General features: G+C 58.5%; 14 protein-coding genes and 1 pseudogene. 10 read left to right on the top strand and 5 right to left on the bottom strand.

Annotated elements, in window-relative coordinates; all coding sequences use genetic code 11:
* Positions 1-104: 104 nt before the first annotated feature.
* Entirely contained in the window at positions 105-725 is a 621-nt protein-coding gene (locus BKD70_RS03280) for a cytochrome c (protein WP_047278650.1), read from the bottom strand.
* 46 nt (positions 726-771) lie between these two features.
* Positions 772-1,024: pseudogene (locus BKD70_RS03275) on the bottom strand (cytochrome c5 family protein).
* 215 nt (positions 1,025-1,239) lie between these two features.
* Here BKD70_RS03275 and yihA point away from each other — a divergent pair.
* Entirely contained in the window at positions 1,240-1,884 is a 645-nt protein-coding gene (yihA, locus tag BKD70_RS03270) for a ribosome biogenesis GTP-binding protein YihA/YsxC (RefSeq protein WP_047278652.1), read from the top strand.
* Between the two features lie 268 nt (positions 1,885-2,152).
* Here yihA and polA read toward each other — a convergent pair whose 3' ends face one another.
* Positions 2,153-4,921 (bottom strand): DNA polymerase I, encoded by a 2,769-nt coding sequence (gene polA, locus BKD70_RS03265; RefSeq protein ID WP_047278654.1) that lies wholly within the window; start codon positions 4,919-4,921, stop codon positions 2,153-2,155.
* 74 nt (positions 4,922-4,995) lie between these two features.
* Here polA and BKD70_RS03260 point away from each other — a divergent pair, with 74 nt between their 5' ends.
* Both BKD70_RS03260 and BKD70_RS03255 read left to right on the top strand, forming a co-directional pair.
* The gene (locus tag BKD70_RS03260; RefSeq protein ID WP_047278657.1) at positions 4,996-5,286 is read left to right on the top strand and encodes a DUF2782 domain-containing protein; all 291 of its coding nucleotides are present in this window, start codon (positions 4,996-4,998) and stop codon (positions 5,284-5,286) included.
* A gap of 57 nt (positions 5,287-5,343) precedes the next feature.
* A complete protein-coding gene (locus BKD70_RS03255) occupies positions 5,344-6,294 on the top strand; it encodes a homoserine kinase (RefSeq protein WP_047278660.1) in 951 nt (316 codons plus the stop codon).
* An 80-nt stretch (positions 6,295-6,374) separates the two neighbouring features.
* Here the strand turns inward: BKD70_RS03255 and BKD70_RS03250 are convergent, their stop codons facing one another.
* The gene (locus BKD70_RS03250; protein ID WP_047278662.1) at positions 6,375-7,295 is read right to left on the bottom strand and encodes a zinc ABC transporter substrate-binding protein ZnuA; all 921 of its coding nucleotides are present in this window, start codon (positions 7,293-7,295) and stop codon (positions 6,375-6,377) included.
* A gap of 66 nt (positions 7,296-7,361) precedes the next feature.
* On the opposite strand from BKD70_RS03250, the gene BKD70_RS03245 reads away from it, so the two are divergent.
* Genes BKD70_RS03245 through BKD70_RS03230 form a run of 4 tightly spaced genes read left to right on the top strand, consistent with a single transcriptional unit; the run spans position 7,362 to position 10,167 of the window.
* A complete protein-coding gene (locus tag BKD70_RS03245) occupies positions 7,362-7,844 on the top strand; it encodes a Fur family transcriptional regulator (RefSeq protein WP_047278664.1) in 483 nt (160 codons plus the stop codon).
* On the top strand, positions 7,844-8,632 hold the full coding sequence (znuC, locus tag BKD70_RS03240; protein ID WP_047278667.1) for a zinc ABC transporter ATP-binding protein ZnuC: 789 nt from the start codon (positions 7,844-7,846) through the stop codon (positions 8,630-8,632). Before BKD70_RS03245 ends, znuC begins: the two co-directional genes overlap by 1 nt.
* Complete coding sequence (gene znuB, locus BKD70_RS03235; protein WP_047278669.1) at positions 8,625-9,413, top strand: zinc ABC transporter permease subunit ZnuB; 789 nt, start codon at positions 8,625-8,627, stop codon at positions 9,411-9,413. The genes znuC and znuB overlap by 8 nt, the downstream gene beginning before the upstream one ends.
* A 37-nt stretch (positions 9,414-9,450) precedes the next feature.
* A complete protein-coding gene (locus tag BKD70_RS03230) occupies positions 9,451-10,167 on the top strand; it encodes a PA5502 family lipoprotein (RefSeq protein WP_047278671.1) in 717 nt (238 codons plus the stop codon).
* A 67-nt stretch (positions 10,168-10,234) separates the two neighbouring features.
* Here the strand turns inward: BKD70_RS03230 and katE are convergent, their stop codons facing one another.
* Positions 10,235-12,373, bottom strand: a complete 2,139-nt coding sequence (katE, locus tag BKD70_RS03225) for a catalase HPII (protein WP_047278673.1) — start codon at positions 12,371-12,373, stop codon at positions 10,235-10,237.
* A gap of 308 nt (positions 12,374-12,681) precedes the next feature.
* Between katE and BKD70_RS03220 the strand changes: the two genes are divergently transcribed.
* From BKD70_RS03220 to BKD70_RS03210, 3 genes are all read left to right on the top strand, one after another.
* Positions 12,682-13,689: a methionine ABC transporter ATP-binding protein gene (locus BKD70_RS03220; RefSeq protein ID WP_047278675.1), complete on the top strand. Its 1,008-nt coding sequence runs from the start codon at positions 12,682-12,684 to the stop codon at positions 13,687-13,689.
* Positions 13,689-14,363: a methionine ABC transporter permease gene (locus tag BKD70_RS03215; protein ID WP_047278677.1), complete on the top strand. Its 675-nt coding sequence runs from the start codon at positions 13,689-13,691 to the stop codon at positions 14,361-14,363. The genes BKD70_RS03220 and BKD70_RS03215 overlap by 1 nt, the downstream gene beginning before the upstream one ends.
* An 82-nt stretch (positions 14,364-14,445) precedes the next feature.
* The gene (locus BKD70_RS03210) at positions 14,446-15,216 is read left to right on the top strand and encodes a MetQ/NlpA family ABC transporter substrate-binding protein (protein WP_047278679.1); all 771 of its coding nucleotides are present in this window, start codon (positions 14,446-14,448) and stop codon (positions 15,214-15,216) included.
* The last annotated feature ends 23 nt before the right edge of the window (positions 15,217-15,239 follow it).

The following is a 15,239-nucleotide window of genomic DNA, read 5'->3' as shown; positions in this document are numbered from 1 at the left end:
TAAAAAAGGGCAGCCAACGCTGCCCTTTTAAACTCACACTCAAGGATTAAACGATCGTTAACATGGCCAACGACTCACGCCTTGGCTCATCGACCGCAGAAACCTTAGTGCAGACCTTGAATGTAGCTGGCCAGGGCTTTGATGTCCTTGTTGCTCAGCTTGGCCGCGATACTGCGCATGACCATGGTGTCGCCGTCGTTTGTACGGTCGCCTTCACGGAAAGCTGTCAGTTGTTTCTCGATGTAGCCGGCATGTTGGCCACCCAGGTGCGGGAACCCGGCGGGTGCGTTGCCCTGACCGTCTGGCGAGTGGCAACCGGTGCAGGCTGGCAGGCCTTTCTCAACATCCCCACCACGGAACAATGCCTGGCCACGCTCGACCAGTTTTGCGTCAGCCGCGCCAACAGAGCCCTTCTGGCTGGAGAAATAAGCGGCAATGTCGGCAAGGTCCTGATCACTCAGGTTGGTCAGCATGCCGGTCATTTCCAGCACCTCACGCTTGCCGTCCTTGATTTCGTGCAGCTGTTTGAGCAGGTATTTATTACCTTGCCCAGCCAGCTTCGGGAAGTTTGGCGCCATGCTATTGCCGTCGGGACCGTGACAAGCGCCACATACAGCGGTTTTTGCCTGACCGGCAGTAGCATCGCCCACAAGAGCAGTGCCTGCGGCCTGGGCAACACCGGTGACGCCCAAGGTCAACAGCAGACTCACGAGTAATTTGTTCATCAGCTAATCCAACTACGGCTAAGGGTTAAAGAGTTATGGGCCGGGCTCACTCATTCATCACACGATGATCATTACGGTAAACCTCGACACTGCAGTCCATGCACAAACCACGCGGCGGCATCGCCTTGAAACCCTGGGTCACGTGCTGCACCAGCGTTTTCATACCCTGTTTGCTTCTAGTCTCAGGCTTTCCGACGACCGGTTTCGGGTCGGTTGGCGCGGGCCAGAACGTCAGGTCATACAAACGCGGTTGTACACGGCTTCCGGATCCTGTGTAGCCTGAGCGCTATTCGCGGCATCAAGACACCGACAGCCAGCAGTCATAAAACGACCTTTCAGGGTTGGGAGCTTGCTGCGTTCTAATGCGCAACCTAGGTCAATCGCTCCCGTGTACTTCATCCTACGCTGGGACAAAGCGCACACAAAATCTGCGGCATTATATACTGGCGTCACTGAAACGGAAACGACACTGCTCGCCGCGTCCATTCCTGACGCCGCTCACATCGGAAATCCCATGCAACTCAAGAACCCCATTCTCGGTCTGTGCCAACAGGCTAAATTCATGCTCAGCGCCGCCAAAGTCGATCAATGCCCTGACGATGAAGGCTTTGAAGTCGCTTTTGCCGGGCGTTCCAACGCCGGTAAATCCAGCGCCCTGAACACCCTGACACACGCCAGCCTGGCACGCACCTCCAAAACTCCGGGCCGTACCCAACTGCTGAACTTCTTCCAGCTCGACGAAGAACGGCGCCTGGTCGACTTGCCGGGTTACGGCTACGCCAAAGTGCCCATCCCGCTGAAACTTCACTGGCAGCGCCACCTGGAAGCCTACCTGGGCAGTCGTGAGAGCCTCAAAGGGCTGATTTTGATGATGGATATCCGTCATCCCATGACTGACTTCGACAAGTTGATGCTCGACTGGGCAGTGCAAAGCGGCATGCCGATGCACATCTTGCTGACCAAAGCCGACAAACTGACCTTCGGCGCCGCCAAGGGCGAGTTGTTGAAAGTGCAGTCACAAATCCGTAAAGGCTGGGGCGACGCGGTGACCATCCAAATGTTCTCGGCCCCCAAGCGCATGGGCCTGGAAGAGGCGTACACCGTGCTCGCAAACTGGATGGAACTGCCGAACAAAGGCGAAGAAGACGCGGGCGAGTAACAAATCGCAGGCAAAAAAAACCCCGGACTTCGTATGGGGAGGGGGAAGTTCGGGGTTCAAGTACTGAACCGCTAGGGCGGGGTTCAGAATTCTGCCAACACTTAACACAACATTAGGAGCATTGAAGGGCTTCACCACCCATTCAACAGATCTGAGTGGTGAAGGAGGATTTAGTTCCAGACGCCTAAAAACTCTTTGATCTAAGCAAATTCCCTTCAGAACTAATGGCAAATTGCCTGTGACGATCAGTCGCAGGCAATTCAGGGTTTTAGTGCGCCTCATCCCAGTTATTGCCGACGCCCACCTCCACCACCAGTGGCACATCCAGCGTGGCGGCGTCACTCATGTGTACGCGCAGCGCTTCGCTCACCTGTTCCACCAGGTCTTCGCGCACTTCCAGCACCAATTCGTCGTGCACTTGCAGGATGACGCGCGCCTCAAGCCCCGAAGCGCTCAACCAGTTATCCACCGCCACCATGGCTTTCTTGATGATGTCAGCCGCCGTGCCTTGCATCGGTGCGTTGATCGCGGTGCGCTCGGCGCCTTTGCGCAAGGCCGGGTTCTTCGCATTGATCTCGGGCAAGTACAGGCGACGGCCGAAAATGGTCTCGACATACCCTTGCTCAGCCGCCTGCGTGCGCGTGCGCTCCATGTAGTTGAGTACGCCGGGGTAGCGTGCGAAATAACGGTCGATGTACGCCTGCGACTGCTTGCGGTCGACCCCGATTTGCTTGGCCAGACCGAAAGCGCTCATCCCGTAGATCAAACCAAAGTTGATCGCCTTGGCACTGCGTCGCTGGTCCGTGGTGACATCGCTCAGCTCAACCCCGAACACTTCCGCCGCGGTCGCACTGTGTACGTCCAGATTATTGCGGAAGGCATGCAACAAGCCTTCGTCCTTGGCGAGATGCGCCATGATCCGCAGCTCGATTTGTGAGTAGTCCGCCGCCAGCAATTTGTAACCTGGTGGCGCGACGAATGCCTGACGAATCCGGCGGCCTTCCGCCGTCCGAATCGGGATGTTCTGCAGGTTCGGATCACTGGACGACAAACGGCCTGTCGCCGTGACCGCCTGGTGGTAGGACGTGTGAATCCGTCCCGTTCGCGGGTTGATCTGTTCAGGCAGGCGATCGGTGTAAGTGCTTTTCAGCTTGCTCATCGAACGGTACTGCATCAGCACTTTGGGCAGCGGGAAGTCTTGCTCGGCCAACTCGGCCAGAACGGCTTCAGCGGTTGAAGGCTGACCTTTGGCCGTCTTGCTGATAATGGGCAAGCCCAACTTTTCGTACAGGATCACGCCCAATTGCTTAGGGGAGCTGAGATTGAATTCTTCGCCCGCAATTTCAAACGCCTCACGCTCCAGCGCGACCATTTTGTCGCCCAGTTCAACGCTCTGCACACCCAACAGCTTGGCGTCCACCAAGGCACCTTGGCGCTCGATGCGCGCCAATACCGGCACAAGCGGCATCTCAATGTCGGTCAGCACGCTGTTGAGGCTCGGTATCGCCAGCAGTTTTTCATGCAGGACATTGTGCAAACGCAATGTCACATCGGCGTCTTCGGCAGCGTAAGGGCCAGCCTGTTCCAGCGAGATCTGGTCAAAGGTCAGCTGCTTGGCCCCTTTGCCGGCAATATCCTGAAAACTGGTGGTGCTGTGACCCAGATACTTGAGCGCCAGGCTGTCCATGTCGTGGCGAGTGGCCGTGGAGTCGAGCACGTAGGACTCCAGCATGGTGTCGAAAGCAATGCCTTGCACACTGATCCCACACGCCGGATCGCCGCCGATTGCGCAGTTGGCGAGGATGTTCATGTCAAATTTGGCATGTTGCCCGACCTTGGCCTTGTTCGGGTCTTCGAGCAGCGGCTTAAGGGCGCGCAGCACGGTGTCACGGTCCAGTTGCTCAGGCACGCCCATGTAGGAATGCGTCAACGGAATGTAAGCCGCTTCACCCGGCTTGACTGCAAACGACAGGCCCACCAACTGCGCTTGCTGAGCATCCAAACCGGTGGTTTCGGTATCAAACGCGATCAGTTGGGCGTCCTGTAACTTCTTCAGCCACACCTCAAAACGGGCCTGATCGAGGATGGTTTCGTACTGCACCTCGGTATCGGCACTCTCGACAGGCGCTTCCTGGGCAATCACCTGACCCGCCCGCTTGGCTTCGCGCTCGACTTCTGCGATCCAGCTCTTGAACTCCAGCTCGGTGTACAACGCGATCAGCTTTTCGCAATCGGGCGCTTTGAGGTGCAGGTCTTCAAGGCCGATATCCAGCGGCACATCGATTTTGATCGTGGCCAATTGATACGACAAAAATGCCATTTCCCGGTGTTCTTCAAGCTTCGCGGGCAGGTTTTTGGCCCCGCGAATGGGCAGCGTCGGGACGATGTCGAGTTTTTCGTACAAGTCGACCAGACCGCCGCCTACGCCAACCAGCAAGCCAGACGCCGTCTTCGGGCCAATGCCCGGAACACCCGGAATGTTGTCGGAGGAATCGCCCATCAGCGCCAGGTAGTCAATGATCTGCTCGGGCGAGACGCCAAACTTCTCTTTCACACCTTCAACGTCCAGCACGCTGCCGGTCATGGTGTTGACCAAGGTGATGTGACCGTCAACCAGTTGCGCCATATCCTTGTCGCCGGTGGAGATCACCACCGGGCGGTCTGCGGCGGCGCTGCTGCGCGCCAGGGTGCCGATCACGTCGTCCGCTTCAACGCCTTCGACACACAGCAGGGGGAAGCCCAGCGCAATCACGCTTGCATGCAAGGGCTCGATTTGCACGCGCATGTCATCGGGCATGCTCGGTCGGTTGGCCTTGTATTCGGCGTACATGTCATCGCGAAATGTCCCGCCCTTGGCATCGAAAACAACCGCGAACGGGCTGTCCGGATACTGCTTGCGCAGACTTTTCAGCATGTTCAACACGCCCTTCACGGCACCTGTCGGCAGGCCCTTGGACGTGGTCAGCGGCGGCAGCGCGTGGAAAGCGCGGTACAGATATGAAGAACCGTCCACCAGGACGAGGGGTGCTTGGCTCATGAGCAGGATCAACCTTTTCCGCGAGTCCGGCGCTAGAATGTCCGGACCAATGACGACAAAGGGACAAGGTTATCATGCGTACACTTAATCGCCTGTTGCTCACCGGCTTGATTGCAGCCATTCCGCTGGTAACCTTCGCGGCAGATGAGGCACCTTCCGCCGATCCGGAAGTCACCATTCGCACGGAAGGCGACAAAACTATCCAGGAATACCGTCAAAACGGCTTCCTGTACGCCATCAAGGTCACCCCAAAAGGGGGCAAACCGTACTTTCTGGTACGCGCTGATGGTTCAGAAGGCAATTACATCCGTTCCGACCAGCCGGATATGCTGATTCCATCGTGGAAAATTTTCGAATGGAAATAGCGTCTTAACTTTAATCGGCGCCGCACCCTCGCGGCGCCCGTACTGGCAGTTTTAACCATGTCTGTTTTCACGCAACTGGCTCGTCCCGAGCTGGAAACCTTTCTTGCACCTTATGGGCTCGGCCGTTTGCTCGACTTCCAGGGGATCGCCGCTGGTAGCGAAAACACCAATTACTTCATCAGCCTGGAGAAGGGCGAATACGTTCTGACCCTGGTTGAACGCGGTCCTGTTGACGAAATGCCGTTCTTCATTCAATTGCTGGACGTGCTGCACGACGCCGACTTGCCGGTGCCCTACGCTTTGCGCACGCTGGACGGCCAGGCCTTACGTGAACTCAAAGGCAAACCGGCGCTCCTGCAACCGCGCCTGGCGGGCAAGCACATTCGCGAAGCCAATGCTCAGCACTGCACACAAGTCGGTGAGCTGCTGGGCCATTTGCATGTGGCGACCCGCGACAAGCTGCTTGAGCGCAAGACGGACCGCGGTCTGGACTGGATGCTGGCCGAAGGCCCCGCGCTGAAAAAGGACCTGACCGCTGAAGCGGCCCGGCTGCTGCAACTCGCACTCGATGAGATCAGCGAACGCAAAGCGCAGATTCTGGCGCTGCCACGGGCCAACCTGCACGGCGACCTGTTCCGCGACAACGCGATGTTCGAAGGCACGCACCTGACCGGCCTGATCGACTTCTACAACGCCTGTTCCGGGCCGATGCTGTACGACGTGGCCATTGCACTGAACGACTGGTGCGCAGACGAAGCAGGCCACCTAGACGCTCCCCGTGCCCGCGCCTTGCTGGGTGCCTACGCAGCATTGCGCCCGTTTACCGCCAGCGAAGCCGAGTTATGGCCCACCCTGCTGCGCGTCGCCTGTGTGCGTTTCTGGCTATCGCGCCTGATTGCAGCACAAACGTTCGCAGGCCAGGACGTACTGATTCACGACCCGGCCGAGTTCGAACGACTGTTGGCCGTTCATCAAAACGTCAGTATTCAATTGCCGTTCGCGCTGTAACGCACACGGCCACACAGTGCGATTGAGGGGCAGGGCTGCGATCACCGTGATAGCGCAGCCCGCCCCTCAGCGGCGCCAAGTTACAAATTCTCCAGACACCCCGCCAGGTCGTTGCCCAGTTTCTCCAGCAACTGCTCATAGCCTTGAGCCGTCGCCGGGGTGTAGCCCCCCAACGCATCCAGCTCCGCCAAGGTCACGGGCATCCCGGCCGTCAGCGTTTGCGCCAGACGCGGACGCAGCGGCGGCTCGCTGAACACGCAGGTTTTGCCCACTGCCTGCAATTGCTTGCGCATGGCGGCCACATGCTGAGCGCCCGGCTGGACTTCCGATGCCACGCTGAACACGCCCGCATGCTTGAGGCCGTAAGCGCTCTCGAAGTAGTCGTAAGCCTCGTGAAACACAAAGAACGGTTTGTCGGCCACGCCTGCCAGACGCGCCTTGAGCCGCGCATCAAGTGCGTCCAGGCGTTCGTTGAAGGCCTTCAGGTTGCGCTGATATGTCGCCGCATTGGCCGGGTCTTTCTCACTCAGGTCAGCCGCCATTTTGGCTGCGATAACCCGTGCATTCGCAGGCGCCAGCCACAGGTGGGCATCCAGCGTGCCAGGGCGATGATCGTGATCGTGTTCGGCAGCATCCTCAGAGTGGGAATGGCTGTCCTCGGTAAAGTGACGCAGCGTCAGGCCAGGCAAGGTCTGTACCGAGACCGACGGAGCGGTGCGCCCCGTCAGCACGCGCGGCAGGAACCCTTCCATGTCCGGGCCGATCCAGTACAGCAGGTCGGCCGATTGCACACGCCGTACGTCGGATGGCCGAAGCGCGAAGCTGTGCGGCGATGCGTTGGGTGGCAGCAACACGTCTGGCTTACCGACGCCGTCCTGCACCGCCGCAGCGATCAGCTGCAAAGGCTTGATGCTGGTCAGCACGTTAACGTCCGCTTGAGCAGGGCCAATCACCAACAAACTGGCGCTGAAAGCAATAAAAATCGAAAAAAGACGGGGCACGATGAGCACTCAGGGTGGTTGAAACGGGTAACATAATAACGTCTCTCTCAGAAATCGTCGCCGCCCATGCCTATTACACCGCTTGCCAGCCGCCCTCACGACCACTCCCATTGCGTTCACAGCGCCCTAAGCGAGGCCGATACCTTGTGCGCGCAAAAGGGCCTGCGCCTGACCGCATTGCGCAAGCGGGTGCTGGAGCTGGTCTGGCAGAGCCATAAACCGCTGGGCGCCTACGACATTCTGGCCGTGCTCAGCGAACAGGACGGCCGCCGCGCCGCGCCCCCGACCGTGTACCGAGCACTCGACTTTCTGCTGGAAAACGGCCTGGTGCACCGCATCTCATCTCTGAATGCCTTTGTGGGGTGCAGCCACCCCGAGCACCCGCATCAGGGGCAGTTCCTGATTTGCCGCACCTGCCACGCCGCCATTGAGCTGGAGCAAAAATCCATCAGCGACGCGATTATCAGCAGCGCACACGATGTCGGCTTTACTGTCGAAGGCCAGACGGTCGAAGTCGTCGGCTTGTGCGCAGGCTGCCGGGAGGCTTGATGAGCGCTGCATTGATTCGCCTTGAACACGTCACCGTGACCTACTCGGGGCAAAACGTGCTCGACAACATCGAGCTGAGCGTCGAGCCGGGCCAGATCGTGACCCTGATCGGGCCCAATGGCGCGGGTAAAACCACACTGGTCAAAGCCGTACTGGGCCTGATAAAGCCGACGAGCGGCAGTGTGTGGCGCAAACCCAAACTGCGCGTGGGCTACATGCCCCAAAAACTGCACGTCGATCCGACGCTGCCGTTGTCAGTGCTGCGTTTTTTGCGCCTGGTACCGGGGGTTGACCGGGCTCAGGCGCTCGAAGCCCTGAAAGAAGTGGGCGCAGAAAAGGTCATCGACAGCCCGGTGCAGAGCGTGTCCGGGGGCGAAATGCAACGCGTGCTGCTGGCCCGCGCCTTGCTGCGCAAGCCTCAACTGCTGGTGCTCGACGAACCGGTGCAAGGCGTGGACGTCGCCGGTCAGTCCGAGCTGTACGCCCTGATTACCCGCCTGCGCGACCGTCATGGTTGCGGTGTGTTGATGGTGTCCCACGACCTGCACCTGGTGATGAGCACCACTGACCAGGTGGTGTGCCTGAACCGTCATGTCTGCTGCTCAGGTCACCCGGAACAGGTCAGCGGCGACCCCGCTTTCGTCGAGCTGTTCGGCAAAAACGCACAAAGCCTGGCGATTTATCACCACCATCACGACCATGCCCATGACTTGCATGGTTCGGTGGTCAACGCAGACGCCCAAAGCACACACCCCCACGTTCATGGAGAAGGCTGCAAGCATGGCTGATTTTCTGTTTTACGCCCTGCTGGCAGGCTTGGCTTTGGCGGTGGTAGCAGGGCCTTTAGGCTCTTTTGTGGTGTGGCGGCGCATGGCCTATTTTGGCGATACGCTGTCCCACGCGGCCTTGTTGGGCGTAGCGCTGGGTTTCTTGCTGGACATCAGCCCGGCCATTGCCGTGACGGTCGGTTGCCTGTTGCTGGCCATCCTCTTGGTAACCTTGCAACAACGACAACCACTGGCTTCAGACACGCTTCTGGGAATTCTCGCACCCAGCACCTTGTCCCTCGGCCTGGTCGTACTAAGCTTCATGCATGAAGTGCGAATCGACCTGATGGCCTACCTGTTCGGTGACCTGCTGGCGATCAGCCCGACCGACCTGATGTGGATCGTGGGCGGTAGCGCTGTGGTACTGGCGCTATTGGTCGCATTGTGGCGGCCGTTGCTGGCGATTACAGTGCACGAAGAGCTGGCCATGGTCGAAGGCTTGCCCGTCGCCGCATTGCGCATGACCTTGATGCTGTTGATTGCTGTCGTGATTGCCGTGGCAATGAAAATTGTCGGGGTGCTGTTGATTACATCGCTGCTGATCATCCCGGCAGCGGCGGCTCAACGCCATGCCCGTTCCCCTGAGCAAATGGCCCTCGGGGCCAGCGTTCTGGGGATGATGGCCGTGGGTGGTGGCCTTGCGCTGTCATGGTTCAAGGACACACCGGCTGGCCCTTCGATTGTGGTCTGTGCCGCTGCACTGTTTCTGCTGAGTTTTGTTCTGCCCCGTCGAGGGGTGTAGACTTGCTCGTTTTTTGCGCACTTAGAGAGCCGCAGGAATGAAGCTGTTCAATTACCGTTATGTGCTTCTGGTCGCATTTTCCGTGCTGCTGGGCGCCTGCCAAAGCACACCGTCTGCCGACCAGCTCGCGCAGCAACAACGTGCTGCAGCCATCGCTCAGCTGGAGCAAAACCTGGCCAGCAGCGAACTGGCGACCGCCGAAGACGAACTGGCGGCCCTGCAAGCGCAAACCCCGGACGACCCCCAGTGGGTGCAGTACCAGCGCCAACTGGCCGAAGCCTACCTGCAACGCAGTCAAATCTACCTGCAAAAGGGTGATGTGAATGCGGCTGCCACGGCCCTGAGCCGCGCCCGCACCCTCATGCCCAAAGCGCCTGCGCTGACCAGCGGCGTCAACAGCGCCATTGCCCATGCACGCAAAGCCGAACTGGACAAGGCAGAAGCCGCCCTCAAAGCGGCTGAAAAACGGCCACCGGCCAAGGTCATCGACCCGGCAGCAGAGAGCACCACCGTTGCGCTGAACATCACCGACATCAAGAAACTTCGCCATCAACTGGACCTGATCGCGCAGGACATCGTCAATTATCAGTGCGCCGTGACGTTACAAGTGCCGCGCACCGCCGATTACCCATGGCTGGCGACCCTGATCACCAAACGCGTTAAAAAGCTCAACCCCGGCTTCGACTTCAAACTTGATCGCCACATCGTGCGCCACGTCCCGGCGCAAATGGTGCTGATTCCAAGCAAGCCTTGACCGACAGGCTCCAGACGTAAAAAAACGGGCTTGCAGGCTCTGCAAGCGCGTTTTTTTCAGGCTCACCTTATGCCGGGATTGCTTTGGCCTTCGGCTCGCGCGCCCAGACACGATGCTGGCCAATGGCAGCAAAGAACGCCTTGAAGTCCTTGGCATCCTTGAGCACCAACAGCCCCTCATCCGCCTGCAAATGCAGCACATCCAGCAACTGCTTGGCTTCGCCGTGCAGCGCAATCGCTTTCAAGTGTTTGTAGGCTTCCAGTACGTAATGCAAAGCTACGCCATCGCCGCTGAGCGCTTTGATCGATGCTGCGCCGCCCGGCACGTACACCGCGTCGAACACCACCGAGGGCATGCCTTCCATCGACGCATCCACTGGCAACGCCTTGCCATCCGCTGTTTTCACAGGCGCTGAAGTCGGCCCCAGCAGCTTGGCATGCGCGCCTTCAGCCGCCAGCGCCTGCTTAAGTGCATCAATCGCGGCACCATCGACCCCGTTGGCGGCCAGAATCGCCACTTTGCGGGTTTTGATATTGCCTGGCAGCAGGTTGGCCTGGCTTAGCGCAGGGGACTGGCTAACCGTGGTTTTGCGAGCCTCCACCGTGCCGGCTTTAGGCGCTGGCAGACCGAGGTTTTCAGCCACACGCTTGGCCAGTTCAAGATCAATGTTGGCCAAAATCTCGTTTACCTGACGCGCGCGGATGTGTTCGCGCTCCACCTTGCCCAGCTCAAAGCTATACGCCGCAATGATGTGCTCTTGCTCGTGCTTGCTCATGCTGTGGAAAAACAGCCGTGCCTGGGAGAAGTGGTCGCTGAACGACTCACTGCGCTGGCGAATCTTGTTCGCATCAATGCGCTCAGGGTAGCTTTCAAAACCGCCATCCTGTGCCGCTGGAGGGGTTTCTTTCGGCCAGCCACCATCAATCGAGTTAGGCTCGTAAGACGCCCGACCTTTATGAATGGTGCTGCGGTGCTGTGCATCGCGCTGGTTGTTATAGAACGGCGCGACCGGGCGGTTGATCGGGATCTCATGGAAGTTCGGCCCGCCCAGACGGCTGATCTGCGTATCGGTGTACGAGAACAGACGACCTTGCAGCAACGGGTCATTCGAGAAATCGATACCGGGCACGATATGACCGGGGCAGAACGCAACCTGCTCGGTCTCGGCAAAGAAGTTATCCGGGTTACGGTTGAGCACCATTTTGCCCAGAGGCGTGATCGGCACCAGCTCTTCCGGGATCAATTTGGTCGGATCAAGGATGTCGAACTCGAATTTGTGTTCGTCTTCTTCGGCAATGATTTGAACGCCCAGCTCCCACTCCGGGTAATCGCCGACTTCAATCGACTCCCACAGATCACGGCGATGGAAGTCGGTGTCTTTACCGGCCAGTTTTTGCGCTTCGTCCCACACCAGTGAGCAGGTGCCAGCACTTGGGCGCCAATGGAATTTGACGAAGTTGGATTTACCTTCGGCGTTGACCAGCCGGAAAGTATGCACGCCAAAACCTTGCATGCTGCGCAGGCTTTTCGGAATGGCACGGTCAGACATCGCCCAGATAACCATGTGCGCGGACTCGGGCACCAGTGAAACAAAATCCCAGAACGTGTCGTGGGCTGAACCGCCGGTAGGAATTTCGTTATGCGGCTCAGGTTTTACCGCGTGTACGAAGTCAGGAAATTTGATGGCGTCCTGAATGAAAAAAACCGGCATGTTGTTGCCGACCAGATCGAAGTTGCCTTCATCGGTAAAAAATTTCACGGCAAAGCCGCGAACGTCGCGCACCGTATCACCCGACCCGCGAGGTCCTTGTACCGTGGAAAAACGCACAAATACGGGGGTTTTCTTGCTCGGGTCTTGCAGGAAACCCGCCTTGGTCAGGGCGGTGTGGGCTTCGTACGTCTGAAAGTAACCATGGGCGCCGGTGCCCCGGGCGTGGACGATACGTTCTGGAATGCGTTCGTGGTCAAAATGCGTGATCTTCTCGCGCATGATGAAGTCTTCAAGCAACGAAGGGCCTCGGGCGCCGGCCTTCAAGGTGTTTTGATTGTCTGAAATCTTCACCCCTTGATTGGTGCGCAACGCCTGATCGGTGGCGTCATCCCGGAAGCGTTCCAGGCTCTCCAGTTTGACGTTCGTGTTGCCACGATCCAAGGTGTCGGTTCCGGCCATCTGGCTCTTGTTCGAAGACGGTTTTTTGGTACTCATCAGACTTCACTCCTTGTAGGCAAAAGCCCCATGGGCCGGGCTTTGTAGACAAATCTCCCGAAACGGGATGTGAGTTGCTTCAGGGTCTGTTCCCGTTTGATCGCCGCCGCTTTCATTGAAACGTGAACAGACCCTAGTACTGACTTGTCACCCTTAGCGGCGTTCCTTTTTTCTGACCTTTGATCGTCTTATTGCCAAATCGATGGTTGGAGCGCAAATAAATGCTAAGAACCTCTATACGGACAGGCTAAAATGCGCGCCCGGCTAACCGCTGATCTTATTTTTTCGCGCCCCACAAGGTTCGCTACGTGATTGAGTTCCATAACGTTCATAAAACTTACCGGGTCGCCGGTAAGGACATTCCCGCGCTGCACTCCACCAGTTTGCGTGTCGAGAGCGGCCAGGTATTTGGTCTGATTGGCCATTCCGGCGCGGGTAAAAGTACATTGCTGCGCCTGATTAACCGCCTCGAAACACCGAGCGGCGGGCAGATCATCGTCGACAACGAAGACGTCACGGCGATGGACGGCAACGGCCTGCGCCGTTTCCGTCAACAAGTCGGCATGATCTTTCAGCACTTCAACCTGCTGGCCTCCAAGACCGTGGCGGACAACGTCGCGCTGCCTCTGACGCTGGCCGGTGAATTGTCCCGCAACGAAATCGACAAACGCGTCGCTGAACTGCTGGCACGGGTGGGCTTGTCCGACCACGCCAAAAAGTACCCGGCGCAACTGTCAGGCGGCCAGAAACAGCGCGTGGGTATCGCCCGCGCCTTGTCCACCCAGCCAAAAGTGTTGCTCTGCGACGAGGCCACCAGTGCCCTCGACCCGCAAACCACGGCTTCGGTGTTGCAGCTACTGGCCGAAATCAACCGTGAGCTGAAGCTGACCATCGTGCTGATTACCCACGAAATGGACGTTATCCGTCGCGTGTGTGACGTGGTGGCGGTCATGGATGCGGGCAAGATCGTCGAGCAAGGCCCTGTGGCCGACGTGTTCTTGCACCCCAAGCACCCGACGACCAAACGCTTCGTGCAGGAAGACGAGCAGATCGACGAAAGCGAACAGCGTGACGACTTCGCTCACGTGCCAGGCCGTATCGTGCGCCTGACGTTCCAGGGCGAATCCACCTACGCGCCATTGCTGGGCACCATCGCCCGTGAAACCGGAGTGGACTACAGCATCCTGGCCGGTCGTATCGACCGCATCAAAGACACCCCTTATGGGCAACTGACCCTCGCCATCACCGGTGGCGACATGGAAGCTGCTTTCGCGCGCTTCACCGCCGCAGACGTACATATGGAGGTGCTGCGCTAATGGAAACCCTCTTGAGCTTCTTTTCCAACATCGACTGGTACGAAATCTGGTTGGCCTCCATCGACACCCTGATCATGCTCGGCGGTTCGCTGCTGTTTACGGTGTTGCTCGGTTTGCCGCTGGGCATTCTGTTGTTCCTGTGCAGCCCGCGCCAACTGCTGGAACAGAAAGCCCTGTATTCGGCCCTGTCGTTCGTGGTGAACATTCTGCGTTCGCTGCCGTTCATCATCCTGCTGGTCGTGATGATCCCGTTCACCGTCCTGATTACCGGCACCTCGCTGGGCGTCGCCGGTGCGATTCCGCCGTTGGTCGTGGGGGCCACGCCGTTCTTTGCGCGCCTGGTCGAAACGGCGTTTCGGGAAGTGGACCGCGGCATCATCGAAGCCACTCAGGCAATGGGCGCCAACACGCGTCAGATCATTACCAGTGCGTTGTTGCCTGAAGCACGTCCCGGCATCTTTGCGGCAATTACGGTGACAGCCATTACGCTGGTCGGCTACACCGCCATGGCGGGTGTGGTTGGCGCGGGCGGTCTGGGCGACCTGGCCATCCGCTTTGGTTATCAGCGCTTCCAGCCTGACGTGATGATCGTGACAGTGGTGCTGTTGCTGATTCTGGTGCAAATTCTGCAAACCGTTGGCGATCGGCTGGTGGTGCACTTTTCGCGCAAGTGAGCGCGACCCTCGTTAATAAACGTAACCGCCAGCCTACGGGCTGGCAGGCGCCTGAAGTCAGGTGTTCACAAGGAGTTGCTGGATGAAGAAGTTATTTGCTGCGGTCGCCGCTGTTGCGGCATTTTCAGCCCACGCGGGCGATCTGACGGTGGCGGCCACCCCGGTGCCGCACGCCGAAATCCTTGAATTCGTGAAGCCAGCCTTGGCCAAAGAAGGCGTCAACCTCAAGGTCAAGGTCTTCACCGACTACATCCAGCCCAACGTGCAAGTTGCCGAAAAGCGCCTGGATGCCAACTTCTTCCAGCACCAGCCCTACCTGGATGAGTTCAACAAGGCCAAGGGCACCCACCTGGTCAGCGTGGCCAACGTTCACCTTGAGCCGCTGGGCGCTTACTCGTCCAAGTACAAAAAGCTTGAAGAACTGCCCAATGGCGCAACCGTGGTGATCCCCAACGACGCCACCAACGGCGGCCGTGCCCTGTTGCTGCTGGACAAGGCGGGCGTGATCAAGCTCAAAGACTCGACCAACATTCTCTCGACGATTAAAGACGTTACTGAGAACAACAAGGGCCTGAAATTCCGTGAACTGGAAGCGGCCACCATCCCGCGTGTGCTCACCCAGGTAGACCTGGCGCTGATCAACACCAACTACGCGCTGGAAGCCAAGTTGAACCCGGAAAAAGACGCACTGGTGATCGAAGGCAGCGACTCGCCTTACGTGAACATTCTGGTGGCTCGCCCGGACGACAAAGATTCGGCTGATATGAAGAAACTGGTTGATGCGCTGCACACGCCGCAAGTGAAAGCGTTCATCAATGAGAAGTACAAAGGCGCCATCGTTCCGGCGTTCTAATGCCTCAGACCCTCGCCTGATCG

The organism is Pseudomonas sp. BS-2016 (assembly GCF_001806145.1).
GTDB lineage: Bacteria > Pseudomonadota > Gammaproteobacteria > Pseudomonadales > Pseudomonadaceae > Aquipseudomonas > Aquipseudomonas lundensis.
The sequence above is the reverse complement of the archived record's forward strand: the minus strand, read 5'-3'. Positions and strand labels throughout refer to the sequence as shown.